This is a genomic window from Streptomyces gardneri, from assembly GCF_006539185.1.
Lineage (GTDB): Bacteria > Actinomycetota > Actinomycetes > Streptomycetales > Streptomycetaceae > Streptomyces > Streptomyces gardneri.
The window spans coordinates 69807-84888 of the sequence record NZ_BJMN01000030.1 but is presented as its reverse complement, the minus strand read 5'-3'; the positions used below and the strand labels follow the sequence as shown (position 1 = coordinate 84888).

The 15082-nt window shown below is 70.8% G+C and carries 8 protein-coding genes and 3 pseudogenes; 4 read left to right on the top strand and 7 right to left on the bottom strand.

Translation table 11 applies throughout. The features are described from left to right. The first annotated feature begins 8 nt into the window (after window positions 1–8). From SGA01_RS23200 to SGA01_RS42195, 3 genes and pseudogenes are all read left to right on the top strand, one after another. Window positions 9–3056 (top strand): pPIWI_RE module domain-containing protein, encoded by a 3048-nt coding sequence (locus tag SGA01_RS23200; protein WP_141298344.1) that lies wholly within the window; start codon window positions 9–11, stop codon window positions 3054–3056. Window positions 3057–3194: 138 nt separating this feature from the next. Beyond that, window positions 3195–3458: pseudogene (locus SGA01_RS23195) on the top strand (transposase); the annotation flags it as partial. Then, a pseudogene (locus tag SGA01_RS42195) lies at window positions 3440–3595 on the top strand (cytochrome P450); the annotation flags it as partial. The pseudogenes SGA01_RS23195 and SGA01_RS42195, both read left to right, overlap by 19 nt. A 483-nt stretch (window positions 3596–4078) precedes the next feature. Here SGA01_RS42195 and SGA01_RS42190 read toward each other — a convergent pair. From SGA01_RS42190 to SGA01_RS23160, 7 genes and pseudogenes are all read right to left on the bottom strand, one after another. Next, window positions 4079–4189 (bottom strand): annotated as a pseudogene (locus SGA01_RS42190) (HipA family kinase); the annotation flags it as partial. A 24-nt stretch (window positions 4190–4213) separates the two neighbouring features. Next, complete coding sequence (locus SGA01_RS23185; RefSeq protein ID WP_141298343.1) at window positions 4214–6139, bottom strand: APC family permease; 1926 nt, start codon at window positions 6137–6139, stop codon at window positions 4214–4216. A gap of 175 nt (window positions 6140–6314) precedes the next feature. Next, window positions 6315–9335 (bottom strand): alpha-mannosidase, encoded by a 3021-nt coding sequence (locus SGA01_RS23180; RefSeq protein ID WP_141298342.1) that lies wholly within the window; start codon window positions 9333–9335, stop codon window positions 6315–6317. A gap of 30 nt (window positions 9336–9365) precedes the next feature. After that, a complete protein-coding gene (locus tag SGA01_RS23175; protein ID WP_141298341.1) occupies window positions 9366–10628 on the bottom strand; it encodes a glycoside hydrolase 5 family protein in 1263 nt (420 codons plus the stop codon). A 40-nt stretch (window positions 10629–10668) separates the two neighbouring features. After that, the gene (locus SGA01_RS23170) at window positions 10669–11511 is read right to left on the bottom strand and encodes a carbohydrate ABC transporter permease (RefSeq protein ID WP_141298340.1); all 843 of its coding nucleotides are present in this window, start codon (window positions 11509–11511) and stop codon (window positions 10669–10671) included. 3 nt (window positions 11512–11514) lie between these two features. After that, window positions 11515–12387: a carbohydrate ABC transporter permease gene (locus tag SGA01_RS23165; protein WP_141298339.1), complete on the bottom strand. Its 873-nt coding sequence runs from the start codon at window positions 12385–12387 to the stop codon at window positions 11515–11517. A 111-nt stretch (window positions 12388–12498) separates the two neighbouring features. Beyond that, complete coding sequence (locus SGA01_RS23160) at window positions 12499–13779, bottom strand: ABC transporter substrate-binding protein (RefSeq protein WP_141298338.1); 1281 nt, start codon at window positions 13777–13779, stop codon at window positions 12499–12501. A gap of 120 nt (window positions 13780–13899) precedes the next feature. Here SGA01_RS23160 and SGA01_RS23155 point away from each other — a divergent pair, with 120 nt between their 5' ends. Next, window positions 13900–14916 (top strand): LacI family DNA-binding transcriptional regulator, encoded by a 1017-nt coding sequence (locus SGA01_RS23155; RefSeq protein ID WP_055644699.1) that lies wholly within the window; start codon window positions 13900–13902, stop codon window positions 14914–14916. The last annotated feature ends 166 nt before the right edge of the window (window positions 14917–15082 follow it).

Here is a 15082-nt window from a genome sequence, read left to right as displayed (position 1 = left end):
GAACCGACATGTACAAGAGCATCCGCCGATCCGCGTACCACCTGGCCGAGGAGGGCACCCCCTGGGCCGAGGACTTCCGCGCGCTCCCCTTCCCCGAACACTGGCATGCCGGACTCCTCGACCTGCACAACCACGGGCGGGACGAGGAGAAGCGGCAGCCGACGCTGCCCACCCGCCGACTCGACGGAGTGCTCCAGACGCTCGCCCCCGACGTGATCGTCCGCCCCCGGCCGCGGATCCCCGTGGAATCGGGGCCGCAGGCCGCCGAGGACTTCTGGATGTACGTACCGGCCTCGGCACCCGCCCCCCTCCCGGGCCGTTCCCTGCGGCAGCTCCTCGACGCCTGGCTGCGTACCCTCGGTCCCAAGAACTCCGCACAGGATCCGCGGTTCCGCGCACTGTTGCTCGCGAGCAGCGCGGAGCTGAAGCAGAACCTGCCCGAGTGGCAGCCGGTCACCAGCGTCGAACTCCTCACCACCTCGACCACCCGGGGCGGCACCGCCGCCCCGGAACCGCGCCAGTTCCAGCTCGCCACCGACGCCCTGGCACGCCGCATCCTGACCCTCGATCCCTTCCCGTTCGAGGGCGGGGAGCTGCGGTTCCGGGCGCTGCCCCGCGGGCCTCGCGACCAGGGCGCGGAACTCATGTCGCAGCCCCTGTGCCGGACCGTGAAACGCAAGGAGTGGTGGTTCTCCGTCCTCCTGAACATCTCCCTGCACACAACACCGTTCGACCCCAGGCCGCGTGTCCACCTGCACTGGGGGGTGCGCCGCTGGGCGACCCATCCCCGGACCACCACCAAACGCCTCAACCTGCCCTACCGGGAGGCCACCACCGTCTACCTGCGGCCCACCATCCCCTGGCTGCCCGGCGCACCGGCCACCGAACGCTACGCACTGGCCCGTCTGCGCCGCGATCGGGCCGCCGACACGTTCGTCTGGTCGGAGAACGACACCGCCGGCATCCTGCGCGGACTCAGCCTCGCCGGCAACTTCCCCGACCCCGAACAGCTCCTCACCGAACCGGTCTCCTGGATCGGCGAGGGCCGCGGCGTCCGCGCCGCCGTGGTCCACAGCACCAGGATGGGCAAGCACGAGATCGGCCCCGGCTTCATGCCCAACCAGCGAGCCCAGCTCACCGAATGGGCCGAGCAGGCCCTCCCTGAAGCACTGGTCCGGGTACCCGACCTCGCGCGCGGGCGCGGCAAGGGCATCGGCGCTCCGCAGAACCGGCGGCCCAAGCCCAGGACCGACGAGGCCAAGAAGGCCGAGCTGCTGCGCGAGGCCCAGGCACGGCGGGTGGCGCTCGCGGCACAGGCCCGGATCGCCTCCCACGGCCCGGAACAGGCCGGCCCGACCGTGGTGGAGGCCCGGCTGCTGTGGCAGTCGCCCGAGGTACGCGGCGAGGCGGTGGAGCAGTTCGCCAAGGCCCTGGGCCTCGACGGCGACGGCGGCGCCAGTGCCGCCCACATCACGGACCGGGACTTCGACGAGGCCACGCCCGGAGCGCCGGTCGTCCTGGAGTGGCGGACGGCGGAGATCACCCTCCGGCTGCGCTGTCTGCCCCTCGCCGACGGACTGGGCGACCGGCTCGTGCCCGACCCGGCGGTCAAGGGCAGAGGCGCGGCACTCGCGGCGGCCGTCGCCGATCGGCGCCGTGCCCTGCGCGCCTGGCTCCGCGCGGACGGAGCGGACCCCTCCCGCCCCGAACTCGCCCTCGTGGAAGTCGCACACCGCAGCACATTCCGCCCTGCGTCGACCGACCCCAAGTTCGCGATCCGCCTCGGGTGCGCCGACGCGGGCCTGCTGACGCAGTTCGTCGTCACCCCGTCCACCGACCGGCAGATCGACAACGCGGACAGCCTCGACCACCGCACACACAGCTCGTGGCTCGACGGACTGCGCCAGCTCGGTGTCCGCGTACTGCCCCAGCACACCCTCGGTGACGACCTTCCGGACGCGCTGCAGTACGCGGCGGTGTGGATGGTGAAGCGCCGCAAGGACGGCCCGACCCGGTTGCCCAAGCACCTGCCTGTGGCGGTACTCGTCACCCCGCTCCCGGCCGGGGACGGCCTTGCGGCCGTACGCGGCTGGGATGACACTGCGGGGGAATGGGTGCCCTACCCGCGGTTCCTTCTCGGACTGGTGAAACAAGCGGAGATCGACCCCGAGGCGTTCACGGAACCCGAGGCTCCAGGCGAGGACGCGCGCCCCTCTCCCCCTCGGGTCACCGGCAAGCAGTGGCGCAGCAACCTCACCCAGCAGCGCAAGGAAACGGCGGCATTCCTCCAGCGCGTGCTGCACTCCCTCCGAGGACAGCCCACCGCGCTGATCACCCACGCTCAGAACAGCCGACTGCACTGGCCCTGGCTCCAGGACGGCCAGACCGAACGCGACCTGATCAAGACCGGCCACGCCCCGGCAGGCCGGCTGGACGACGAACTCCGCCTCGTACGCGTGCGCGGGTGCGGCGGCCGCGAGAGCGCCCAGTGGTGGGGCCTGGCCGAACCAGGCAAGTCCCACGGGCAGCCAGCCGGTTTCTGGGCACAGAATCCTCAGCAGCGGCACGGGGACGGGGCTTCGCCGGGCGAGCGGGTTTTTTACAGCACCACCGAACGCCCCGGAACTCATGCGATCTCCCCCGCACTCGACCGCCTCGCCACCCGGGTCAACGCGGCAGGCAACCTCACCTCGCAGGCGGGCACCAGCGCCTGGAACCCAACCCTGGTAGAGATCGCGGTCCTGGGCTGCCACGAGGACGACGGCTCGGCAGCCCCCGTACGGGGAAGGCCCGACGACCCCGAGGCGCTGGCCCTCGCCATGCACCAGCTCCGCCAGGCCCCGGACTACGCCGCCGCCCTGTCTCTCCCCCTCCCCCTCCACCTGGCGGGGCTGGCCCAGGCATATGTCCTGCCAACACTCGCCGACAGCGACCGGACTCCGGGCGAGGAGTCGGACACACCTTCGGGAAACCAGAGCATGGAGGACCCGGACCTTGCCGACGCGGCCGGACTGTCCACGACGCCGGACGACGAGGCCGATACTGCCCAAGTCTGAGGACGAAGTCGAAACAAGCGCACTGGTGCCTGAGGTCCTGTGTCCTGAGAGACCAATGACAGCTGCTGTGAGTTCCTAGCAGTCGCGTCAGCCGCTGTTCTCGGACCCGGCCATGGCTCGAAGGCCATCAGATGCTCTCTTTCTCAGGTCCTGGCCTTAATGCCCGACATCGGCGTCAGAACCACCGCAGTCCTCCTGGCCACCGTCACAGCTCCTTCCCGAGCGCCGCCCACTTCGCCTCCTGCGCGGGCCGCGACCCCGGCGCCCGCCAGTCGGGAACCCCGGTCCACGGCGAGCTCGCCCCCAGAGGCGGGAACCCGGCAGCTCAAACGGGCGATGTTCCTCTCCGCTTTCGCAGGCCTCCACGATCCCGCTCCCGCGGCGAGAGCCTCGGGGAGGACCTGCTCAGTGCCCTCGTGCACACGGTCGACGAGGGCGGCAACCGGCTCGCCGAGGACGAGCTGATCTCGTTGGCCTTCCTGCTGCTCGTCGCCGGGCACGAGACGACGGTCTACCGGATCGGGAATGCGATGCGCGCTCCTGGAGCAGCGCGCCGTCGTCCTGAGTCGACAGCGGGCTATAGCAAGCACTTCGTCGGCCCCACCGCCGCCCTCAACAGCGACCTCGAGGTCAGGCGTCCTTCTTCACCGGCTCCGGAATCGCCACGCACTCCACGTGGTGCGTCATCGGAAGGACGTCGGCTTCCGACGGCGGGTTCGAACCTAGGAGTGCTCACGCAGAGTCAGAATCACGCCTTGCACTCATCCGCTCGGCCCCAGGCTTCGGCCCTGCCCTCGTAGGCGCTCACTCAATGTGCCCTTGGCAGCGCCTCCGGTGGTGGGACGTCCAGTGCCACCAAGCCCGCCGTCCTGGGGAGAATCTGGGGAGTATCGACGGCCTTGGAGAGCGGGTGGGGAGAATCGACCGCGTAACGCAGCAGAATCCTGAAAGACGCCGAAAGATTCATCCGCGCAGGTCAGGGGCAGACACAGTCGCATCGATGCAGGTCAGCGCCACCAGGTAGACAACTTCATGACGTACGTGCCGAGATCGTCGGCCTCGACGATCCCGGGGAGCGAGCCGCCCTCACGCAAGGGCGTGACGTAGCGGGTCGCTGTCACTTCTGTAAGCATTTCCCCAGGCTATCCATCCCGGCGTCATGTCCTCCGACCCCTGCCCGGCTCGTGGGGCCCGAGCCGGAACCTCAGTCGGCAGACCACGGCGTCCGTGTCCCGCCGTACGGCGTGGGCGACGACCGCGCCCCGCTGGTTCTGCAGCAGCCGCTGCCAGAGATGCTCCGGCTCGGCCTCCGGGACGAGCACGGTGACCCGGGTGCTCGGCTCGGCCGTCCGCAGGTCGCGTACGTACGCGCTGATGGGCCGACCGAGCGAGCGCCGCTCGGAGGGGAGCCGGACCAGGGGTACGCCCGGATTCCAGAGCGCCCAGTCCCGTTCCAGGGCCGCGGTGGCCGCCAGGTCCTCGGCGTCCGGGTGGCAGACCGTGACCGCACGCACCTCCTCGCCCAGGGAGACGGCGGCGGTCAGGGCCTCGCTCGTGAGCCGGGTGAGCGAGGCGACCGGGACCAGGACGAGCGAGCGTTCGCGGTGCGGGGGCTCGGGGATCCGGCCGACGCCCAGCCGCTCGCCGATCCGTCCGTACGTGCGGTGGACGGCCTCGAAGGCGAGGACGAGGACGGGCAGGGCGATCACGATCAGCCAGGCCCCGTCGTGGAACTTGGTGGCGGTGACGACGACCGCCGACACTCCGGTCAGTACGGCCCCGAGGCCGTTCAGCAGGGCCTTCGCCGCCCATGTGGTGCCGCGTTCCCGGAGCTGGTGCAGGACCATGCCGGTCTGGGCGATCGTGAAGCCGACGAAGACGCCGATCGCGAAGAGCGGGACGAGGGTGTTGGTGTCGCCGCCGGAGAAGACGAGCAGGGCGGCGGAGACGACGGCGAGCCAGACGACGCCGTGGCGGTGGACCTGGCGATCGGCCTTCAGGCCGAAGACGTGCGGCACGTAGTTGTCGCGGGCCAGCAGCTTCAGGAGGACGGGCAGACCGCCGAAGGAGGTGTTCGCGGAGAGCGCCAGGAGCACCATGGTCGCGAACTGCACGACGTAGAAAGCCCAGTTGTGACCGAGGGAGGCGTCGGCGAGCTGGGCGAGGACGGTGACGCCCTCGACCGGCTGGAGTCCGAAGCGGGAGATCAGTACGGACAGGCCGATCAGCATCACGCCGAGGAGCCCGCCGAGGGCGACCTCGGCGCGCATGGCCCGGCGGGCCGCAGGGGCCCGGAAGGACGGCACCGCGTTCGCTATCGCTTCCACACCGGTGAGCGCCGAGCAGCCGGAGGCGAACGCCTTCAGCAGGAGCAGGGCGCCGACGGTGGTGGCGTTGTCGGCGAGGGCGGAGGCGTGGCCGGTGGACGCGGCCGTGGAGACGGGGGCGTCGCGGAAGAGGCCGACGGCGATCAGTACGAGGATCGCGCCGATGAAGACGGCGGTCGGGACGATGAACGCGCGCGCCGAGTCGACGATGCCCCGAAGGTTCACCGCCGTGACGAGCACGAGAACGCCCAGACAGATCGCGAGGCGGTGGTCGTACAGGCCCGGGAAGGCGGAGGTGAGGGCGGCGACGCCGGCCGTCACGGCCACGGCCACGTTCAGGACGTAGTCCAGGATCAGCGATCCCGCCGCGACCAGGCTGGTGCGGCGGCCGAGGTGCCTCTTCGCGACGGCGTAGGAGCCGCCGCCGTCCGGGAAGGCCGCGATGACCTGCCGGTACGAGGCGACGAGTACCGCGAGCAGCGCGGCGATGGCGAGCGTGACCGGCAGGGTGAAGCCGAGACCGTGGCCTCCGGCGGCGGCCAGGACCAGGACGATGGCCTCGGGGCCGTACGCGACCGAGGCCATCGCGTCGAGCGAGAGCGCGGCGAGCCCGGTGACGACCGTCAGCTTGTGCCGGGCGCCGGTGTCGACGTCCGTACCCGTGTTGATACCGGTACCGGTGTCGATATCCGTACCGGTATCAGGCGGCTCTTCGGCGCCGGAGACGGCGTTCTTCTCGAGGGTCGGGGCGGCCATGCGGACGAACTCCTTCGGGCTCGTGGATCATGTCCGCCCAGCGTGAGCCCCGTGCAGGACGCCTCCGCCGTTCCTGGCGGGTTCTTGGCGCCTGCACGGTCTCTCTTCACGCGTTCCTGACACGGCCGACGGCAGTCACCGCCTCACCGGGGAGCCCCTCTTCCCGCGCTGCCCTTCAGGCGCGGGTGAAGCGGAGGGTGAGCAGCTGGAAGGGCCGCAGGTGGAGTTCGACGTGCCCGTCCACCGGCTCGACGTCGCCGACCGGGCGTTCGAGCAGGTCGCACGTCCGGACCGGCCCGTGCTCGAACGCCGGCGTGAGGCGGGTGCGGGCGCGGCCGCCGTGGGCTTCGTACAGGCGCACCACCACGTCACCGCTCTCGTCGTCCGCGAGCTTCACCGCGCTGACCACGACCGCGTCGTCGTCGAGCGTGACGAGCGGGGTGACGTCCGCCGTGCCGGTGACCCGGCGCTCGGGCAGGCTGATGCGGTAGCCCTCCCGTACGGCGTCGCCGATGTCGGCGCCGGGAACGAGCGCGTGCCGGAAGCGGTGCAGCCCCTGGTCGGTGTGCGGGTCGGGGAAACGGGGGGCGCGCAGCAGGGAGACCCGGACGGTGGTCGTGGTGCCGCCGTCCTCGGGGCGCACAGCGCGCGTGACGTCGTGGCCGTACGTGGAGGCGGTGACCAGTGCGACGCCCCAGCCGGGTTCCTCCAGGTGGACGAAGCGGTGGTTGCAGGCTTCGAACTTGGCGGCCTCCCAGCTGGTGTTGGTGTGCGTGGGGCGGTTGAGGTGGCCGAACTGGGTCTCGGAGGCGTAACTGTCGGTACGCAGGTCGAGCGGGTAGGAGGCCTTGAGGAACTTCTCGGTCTCGTGCCAGTCGACCTCGGTGCCGAGGTCGAGCCGCGCCTCCCCGGCGGCGAGGGTGAGCGTCTGGACGGCGCGCGAGGAGCCGAAGGAGCGGGTGACCCGCACGGAGACGAGGTGCGGGGTGTCGGTGGCGATCTCGACCGCGTCGGCGTCCGTCAGATCGGTGACGGTGTTGCGGTAGAAGGAGTCGACGTCCCAGGCGTCCCACATGTTGGGGAAGTCGGGGTGGATCTGCAGCAGGTTGGCGGCCCTGCCGGGGGCGAGGGTCTCCCGCCCGGACCGCAGATCGAGCACCGACACCGCGAGCCCCCGCTCGTCCACGGCGACCCGCAGCAGCCCGTTGTCGAGCACGTACCCGCCGCCCGGCCGGTCGGTCACCGTACAGCCCGCACCTGCGCCGGCCTCCGGCGCCGCGCCACCGGCCGGGACACTGCCGCGCGCGTGCGGAGCGGCGTTGAAGACGACGGTGCCCTCCCCCGTGCCGGCCAGCGCCCGCTGCGCCCGGTCGATGATGCCGTTCAGCTCCTCCGCCACGGCGGCGTAGGTGCGCTCCGCCTCCCGGTGCACCCAGGCGATCGACGACCCGGGCAGGATGTCGTGGAACTGGTGCAGCAGCACGGTCTTCCAGATCCGGTCCAACTCCTGGTACGGGTAGGGCGTTCCGAGGCGAACGGCCGCGGCGGCGGACCACAGTTCGGCCTCCCGCAGCAGGTTCTCGCTCGCCCTGTTGCCCTGCTTGGTCCTCGCCTGACTGGTGAGGGTGGCCCGGTGGAGTTCGAGGTACAGCTCGCCCACCCACACCGGCGGGTCGGGGTACTCGGCCTCGGCCTTGGCGAAGAATTCGGCGGGCCGCTCCCACGTCACCCGCGCCGAGCCCTCCAGGTCACGCAGCCGCGCGGCCTTGGCGACCATCTCGCGGGTCGTACCGCCGCCCCCGTCGCCCCATCCGGTCGGGGCGATCGAGTGCCTGGCGCGGCCCTTGTCCTTGAAGTTCCGTACGGCGTGGGCGATCTCCCTGCCCTGCATGGAGCAGTTGTAGGTGTCGACGGGCGGGAAGTGGGTGAAGATCCGGGTGCCGTCGATGCCCTCCCAGAGGAAGGTGTGGTGGGGGAAGGAGTTGATCTGACTCCACGAGATCTTCTGGGTCAGCAGCCACTTGGAGCCGGCCGCCTTGATGATCTGCGGCAGGCCGCCGGCGAAGCCGAAGGTGTCCGGCAGCCAGGCCTCCTCGTTCTCGACGCCGAACTCGTCCAGGAAGAACCGTTTGCCGTGGACGAACTGACGGGCCATCGCCTCGGAGGAGGGCATGTTGGTGTCGGACTCCACCCACATGCCGCCGGCCGGGACGAAGCGGCCCTCGGCGACCGCCTTCTTGACCCGCGCGTACACCTCCGGCCGATGCTCCTTGATCCAGGCGTACTGCTGCGCCTGGGACATGGTGTAGACGAACTCGGGTTCGTCCTCCAGCAGGGCGGTCATGTTGGCGGTGGTCCGGGCGACCTTGCGGACGGTCTCGCGAAGCGGCCAGAGCCAGGCCGAGTCGATGTGGGCGTGCCCGACGGCGCTGATCAGGTGCGCGGACGGCTCGGCCGGCGAGGCCAGTACCCCGACCAGCTCCGAACGTGCCTTCGCCGCCGTCCCGTTGACGTCCTGCAGGTCGACGGTGTCGAGGGCCCGCTCGACGGCACGCAGGATCTCCCATCGGCGCGCGCCCTCCACCGGAAGCTCGGCCATCAGCTCACCGAGCACTTCGAGGTCGATGACCAGCTGCCACACCGTCTCGTCGAAGACGGCGAGCTCCATCCGTTCCAGCCGGTACTGCGGCTTGTCACCGGCCGTCTCCTTCTCGCCCAGCTCGGTCGGCAGGAAGGGGTGGTAGTCCAGGACGACGGGGTTGGACGCGGCCTCGATGTGCAGCAGCACCTGCTCCCCGCCGACCGCCGGGGCGGCGATCCGCACCCACTGGTTGCGGGGATTGAGGCCCTTCACCGGTGTGCCGTCGGGCCGGTAGACCAGGCCTTCGCACTGGAAGCCCGGCATGTTGGCGTCGAACCCGAGGTCGATCAGTGCTTCGACGGTGCGGCCCGCCCACTCCGGCGGGACGGTACCGGAGACGGTCAGCCAGCTGGTGCCCCACGGCGCGCCCCACTCCGTGCCGACGGCGATCGGGGTACGCGGCGCGGCCAGACCTTCCGCGACGGGCACGGGTTCGTCGGGGGCGGTCCAGATGCCGACCGCCAGCGGGACGGACTCGGGGTACACGGCCGGTCGGATGCGCTCCTCCAGGACGCGCTTGAGACGGGACTCGACGAGGCTGCGGTCGTCGTGCATGGAATGTGACTCCCTATGGGTGACGGTTGGTCAGCTGATCGTGTCGACGGTGACGAGTTCGGTGATACCCCGAGCGGCCAGGTGTTCCGCGTCCTCGGAGTGTCCGGCGAGGACGGCGGTCGGCCGGACTCCGTCGGCGGCGAGTCGCATGAACGCCTCGAAGTACGCTCCACCGGGCGCGCAGAGCGACCGCTTGGGCGCCTGGTCCGGCAGGTCGAGGACCAGTGCGGTCGAGCGGACCGGTGGCGGCGACCAGCCCGCGCGGACCTCCGCCACGAGCTCGGCGATGGCCGCACCGGCCGGCTTGACCTCCCGGCCGTTGGTCAACAGGCCGAGGCTGTACTCGAGTTCGGGGAAATCGGCGAGCGACCGGTCGACATCGTGGGAGCACCACCAGGTGACACCCCACAGGTCGGGGCAGTCGAGCGCCGCGGCGACGGTCGTACGGGCGAATCGGGCGGCTCCCTCGGCGGGGATGTGCGGGGCGGGCGCGCCGACCTCCTGGAGCCAGACCGGGCGTCCGGGGTCGTGGGCCCAGGCCTTGGAGAGCTCGATCAGGTACGCCGCGTGCTGCCCTGTGGCGACGGCGGTGGGGCCGTGTCGTTGCGCGGTGCCGTTGAAGACCCAGGAGTGCACGGCGGTGGCCGCGCCGATCCGGGTGCAGTGCGCGGGGGTGAACGGATGGTCGTCCTCGTACCAGGCGGCGTCGTACTCGGCGTGCAGGTGCAGTCTGCCGGGGGCTCCCTCTTCGCAGGCGGCGAGCATCCGGTGCAGCCAGGCCTCGGCCTGGCCGGGGGTGATCGGGTCGGGGTCGGGGTGGGCCTCGCCGGAGAACTGGTTGATCTCGTTGCCGACGGTCATGCCGATGAAGTTGGGCCGGTCGACGAGGGCGGCGGCGAGGGTGCGCAGATAGGCGGCCTGCCCGTCGAGGACCTCGGGGTCGGTGAAGAGGTTGCGCCGGTGCCAGGTGGCGGTCCAGGAGGGCAGGAAGTCGAAGCTGGAGAGGTGGCCCTGCAGGCCGTCGACGGCGATGTCCAGGCCGCGCTCGGCGGCGGCGTCGGCGAGCTGGACCAGCTGCTCGACGGCCCGGGGGCGGATCAGGGTGCGGTTGGGCTGGAAGAGCGGCCAGATCGGGAAGACGCGCAGGTGGTCGAGGCCGAGGGCCGCGACGGAGTCCAGGTCGGCGCGGACCGCGTCGAGGTCGAAGTCGAGCCAGTGGTGGAACCAGCCGTCGCTCGGGGTGTAGTTGACGCCGAAGCGCGGCACGCGGGGGCGGTCCTGGGGAATGGTCATGCTCGGGCGGATTCCTTTGTGAGTACGTTCTCGGTCGCGGTCATCCCTTGACCGCGCCTTCCTCGACGCCTCGGAAGAAGAAGCGCTGGAGGGTGGCGAACACGGCGACGATCGGCAGGAAGGCGATCATGGTCCCGGCGGCGATCACCCGGGGGTTGGCGCTGAACGTGCCGTTCAGGTACTGCAGGCCGACGGTGAGCGTGTACTTGCCGGGGTCGCTGAGGACGATCAACGGCCACAGGAAGTCGTCCCAGGCGCCGATGAAGGTGAAGATCACCACCACGCTGAGCATGCCGCGCACGTTCGGCAGGCCGACGTGGACCAGCCGCTGCCAGGCGTTGGCGCCGTCGACCAGTGCGGCGGCGTCCAGCTCCGGCGGGACGGCCGCGAAGGCGGTGCGCATCAGCAGCACATTCAGCATCGCGATCGCACCCGGGAGCGCGACGCCGGTCAGGGTGTCGGTGAGGCCGAGGCTGCGCACGGTCACGTACTGGGAGACGATCGTGACCTCACCGGGCAGGACGAGTGTGGCCAGGAACAGGCCGAGCACCAGCCGGACACCCCGGAAGCGCAGCCGGGCCAGCGCGAAACCCGCGAGGGTCGCGCCGACGGCGTTGCCGACGACCGCTATCGCCGCCACCACCAGCGAGTTCGCGGCGTACGTCCAGACGGGGACGGTGTCGGCGACCTTCGCGTAGTTGGCGAACGTCAGGTCGCTCGGCAGGAAGCTCGGGGTCCGGGCGTAGACGTCCTCGCCGGGGCCTTTGAGCGAGGTGGACAGCTGCCAGAGGAACGGGCCGACGGTGATCAGCAGGACCAGGACGAGGAGCAGGTAGCGGACCGTCTTCTCGCCGGTCGACGGGGTGCCGAAGCCTCGGGCCATCGCTCAGGCCGCCTTCCTGCCGAGCCGCGCAAGCAGCAGCATCGGCCCGATGGTGATCACGAAGAGCAGCAGGCTGAGCGCCGAGGCGTACCCGATGTGCCCGCTGAAGCCGCGGCTGTACATCTGGATGAGCATCACCACCGACATGTCACGGCCGCCTGGTCCGCCGGTGCCGTTGGAGAGCACGTACAGCTCGGAGAAGACCCGGAGCGCGGAGACCGAGATCAGCACCGAGATCAGCAGCATGGTGGGCCGCACCCCGGGGATCGTGACGTGCCAGAAGCGCCGGAGGGCGGAGGCGCCGTCGACGGCGGCGGCCTCGTGGAGTTCCCGGCCGACGTTCCCCAGCGCCGACAGGTAGATCACCATGTAGTAGCCGAGCCCCTTCCAGGTCGTCAGGGCGATGGCGCTGAACAGCAGCAGCCAGCGGTCGGTGAGGAAGGAGACGGGGCGGTCGGTCAGGCCGAACTGTCCGAGCAGGCCGTTGAGCAGACCGCGGTCGTCGAGGACCCAGCCCCAGATGAGCGCGACGACGACGGCGGAGGCGACCACCGGGGTGTAGAAGGCGGTGCGGAAGAAGGTGATACCGGGCAGCTTCCGTTCCACCAGCAGGGCCAGCAGCAGCGGCAGCAGCGTGAGAAGCGGCAGGCAGACGGCCAGGTAGACGATGCTGTTGACCAGCGCGTCGACCAGCTGGTCGTCGCTGAGCGCGCGTCGGTAGTTGGCGAGGCCGGTGAAGTGCCCGCCGCCGAGCGGCTTGGCGTTGGTGAAGGAGAGGATCACCGTGTTGACGGCGGGCCACAGGTTGAAGACCGCCAGCCAGATCACGGCAGGCCCGGCGAGCAGCCAGGGGGTGAACCAGCGTCGGTGGGTCATGGAGGTGCCTTCCCTTCCCGGAGGGTGACAGCCGACGGGGCAGCGGGAGCGGTGCGCGCCGGGCGGCGCGGCGGCCGAAGGGGAGGACCACTGCGCCGCGGATTCGGCGAGTCAGCCCTTCAGCAGCTGGTTGCAGCGGCTGACGGCGGTGTCCAGTGCCTGCTTGGAACCGGTCTCACCGCTGATGGCGAGGGCGATCTGCTGGTTGACCACGGTCTTCATCGCGTCGTTGACCTCGACGGGCTGGAGTATCCGCGCCTTGGCCAGCGACGTGAACGCGATCACCTTGGCGTTGCCGGCGTTCCCGCCGTCGCTCTGGTTGAAGAACGGGTCTGTGGCAGAGGCCTTGGTGGAGGGGAAGATGCTGGTCAGCCGGGCGAAGGCGGCCTGGTTCTCGGCGTTGGTCACCCAACGGGCCAACGCGACGGCGGCGGCCCGGTTCTTGCTGTTCTTCGCGACCGAGAGTCCCTGCACATAGAGCGGCGGGGTGCCCATCGCCGCGGAAGGGACGACCTTGGGGGCGAGGGTGGGGTTGTCGGTGGCGAGGCTGGTGATGTAGTTGCCGCCGCCGGTGGTCCAGGCGACCGTGCCGGCGTTGAACAGCTTGGCGTTTCCGGCGTACGTCTCGGTGAGGACGTCCTTGGGCAGCAGGCCGTCCTTGAAGGCGCTCCGGTACTTGTCGAGCACGGCGGCGGCCTCGGGGGTGTTGAAGGTGAAGCTCTTGCCGTCGTCGGCCATGATCTTCACCCCCGCGTCGGCGAGATCACCGAGACCGGGCTTGCGGCTCATCAGGTACGCGGCGCCACCGGACTTCTCCTTGACCGTCCGGGCCTGGGCGATCAGCTCGTCCAGGTCGCCCGGCGGCTTCCGGGCGTCCAGGCCGTACTTGCCGAGCAGTTCGGAGTTCCAGTAGTTGACGTCGGTGTTGAGGTACCAGGGGTAGCCGTAGGCGCCGTCCTGGCCGGCGAAGCGGTAGGCGTCGATGCCGCCCTCGACGTAGTCGTCGGCCAGCTTCGGGTCGGCCTCCGCGACGTCCAGCAGCATGCTCTGCCCGGCGAGCGGCAGCGCGAAGTCCGGCGGGAGGTTGACCACATCGGGCAGGGTGCCGCCGGCCGCCTGGCTGAGGACCTTCTCGGAGTAGCCCTCGCCCGGCTGGTCGAGCCACTCCACCTGGACTCCGGGGTACTTCTTCTCGAAGGCGTCGATGACGCCGTCCATGTAGTCGGTGAACTTCGGCTTCAGGGCCCAGGTCTGGATCGACACCTTGCCCTTCACCTCACCGGTGGCGGACACCGGGCCGTCCGAGCTGTTCGGGTCGCCGAGGCCGCAGCCTGCGAGCGTCGCGGCCGCGATCGCGGCCAGTGTCGTCCGTGCCCAGTGGGTGCTTCGCATCAGTGAGGTCTCCCTATCTGGCGAGCAGAGCAACTAAACCGCTTCAGTGCTGCCGGATCATCCACCGGGCTACAATCGCTGTCAAGAGAGTGCGCAGCGCCAGGCAGGCGGGGGATCTTCATGGCCAGACCGACGATCGCCGACATCGCCCGTGAGGCCGGGGTCTCCAAGGGCGCCGTGTCGTTCGCGCTGAACGGCAGGGCAGGCGTCAGCGAGGCCACTCGGGAGCGCATCCTGCGCATCGCGGAACAGATGAACTGGCGCCCCCACAGTGCGGCGCGCGCCCTCGGCGGGGCCAGGGCGGGAGCCGTCGGCCTGGTGCTCGCGCGACCGGCCCGCACCATCGGCCTGGAACCCTTCTTCGGACAGCTGCTCTCCGGCCTGCAGGCCGGACTGTCCGCCTCGGGCACCGCGCTGCAGCTGCTGGTGCTCGAGGACACCGCCGCCGAGATCGAGGTCTACCGGCGCTGGGCGTCCGAGCACCGCGTGGACGGCTTCGTCGTCGTCGACCTCCAGGTCCGCGACCCCCGGATCCCCGTGCTTGAGGAGCTCGGCATCCCCGCGCTCGTGATCGGCGGCCCCGGCCGGCACGGCAGCCTGCCCAGCGTCTGGGCGGACGACCGGGAGGCCATGATCTCGATCGTCGACTACCTGGCCGCCCTCGGCCACCGCCGGATCGCCCACCTGGCCGGTCTGCCCGCCTTCCAGCACACCCAGCGCCGGATCCGCGCGGTGCGCGACTGCGCCCGCCGACTCGGCCTGACCGAGGCGGTCTCCCTGCCGACCGACTTCAGCGACGCCGAGGGCGCTGCCGCCACCCGCACGCTGCTGGCCCGGCCCGACCGGCCCACCGCGATCATCTACGACAGCGACGTCATGGCGGTGGCCGGCCTGGGAGTGGCCGCCGAGATGGGCGTCGCGGTACCCGGCGAGCTGTCGCTCGTCTCCTTCGACGACTCGACCCTCGCCCGGATCGTCCACCCCTCGCTCACCGCGCTCTCCCGCGACACCTTCGCTCTCGGCGAGCAGGTCGCCCGGGAGCTGCTCGCCGTGATCGCCGACCCGTCGTCGGCGCGCGACGTGCAGAACCCCACCCCACGGCTGACGGTCCGCGAGTCCACGGCCCGCCCGCTGTAGGACCTCGGCGCCGAAGGCCCGCCGGATACGTCGTCGCCGAACGCCCGCTGGACGCCTCGGCGCCGATCGCCCGCTGCGCGACTTCGGCGCTTCTCATCACCCTCTCCATCGACGTGACTTCTTCGGCCGCATCTGCCCTTGACCGTCACGACTAAAGGGCTTTAGC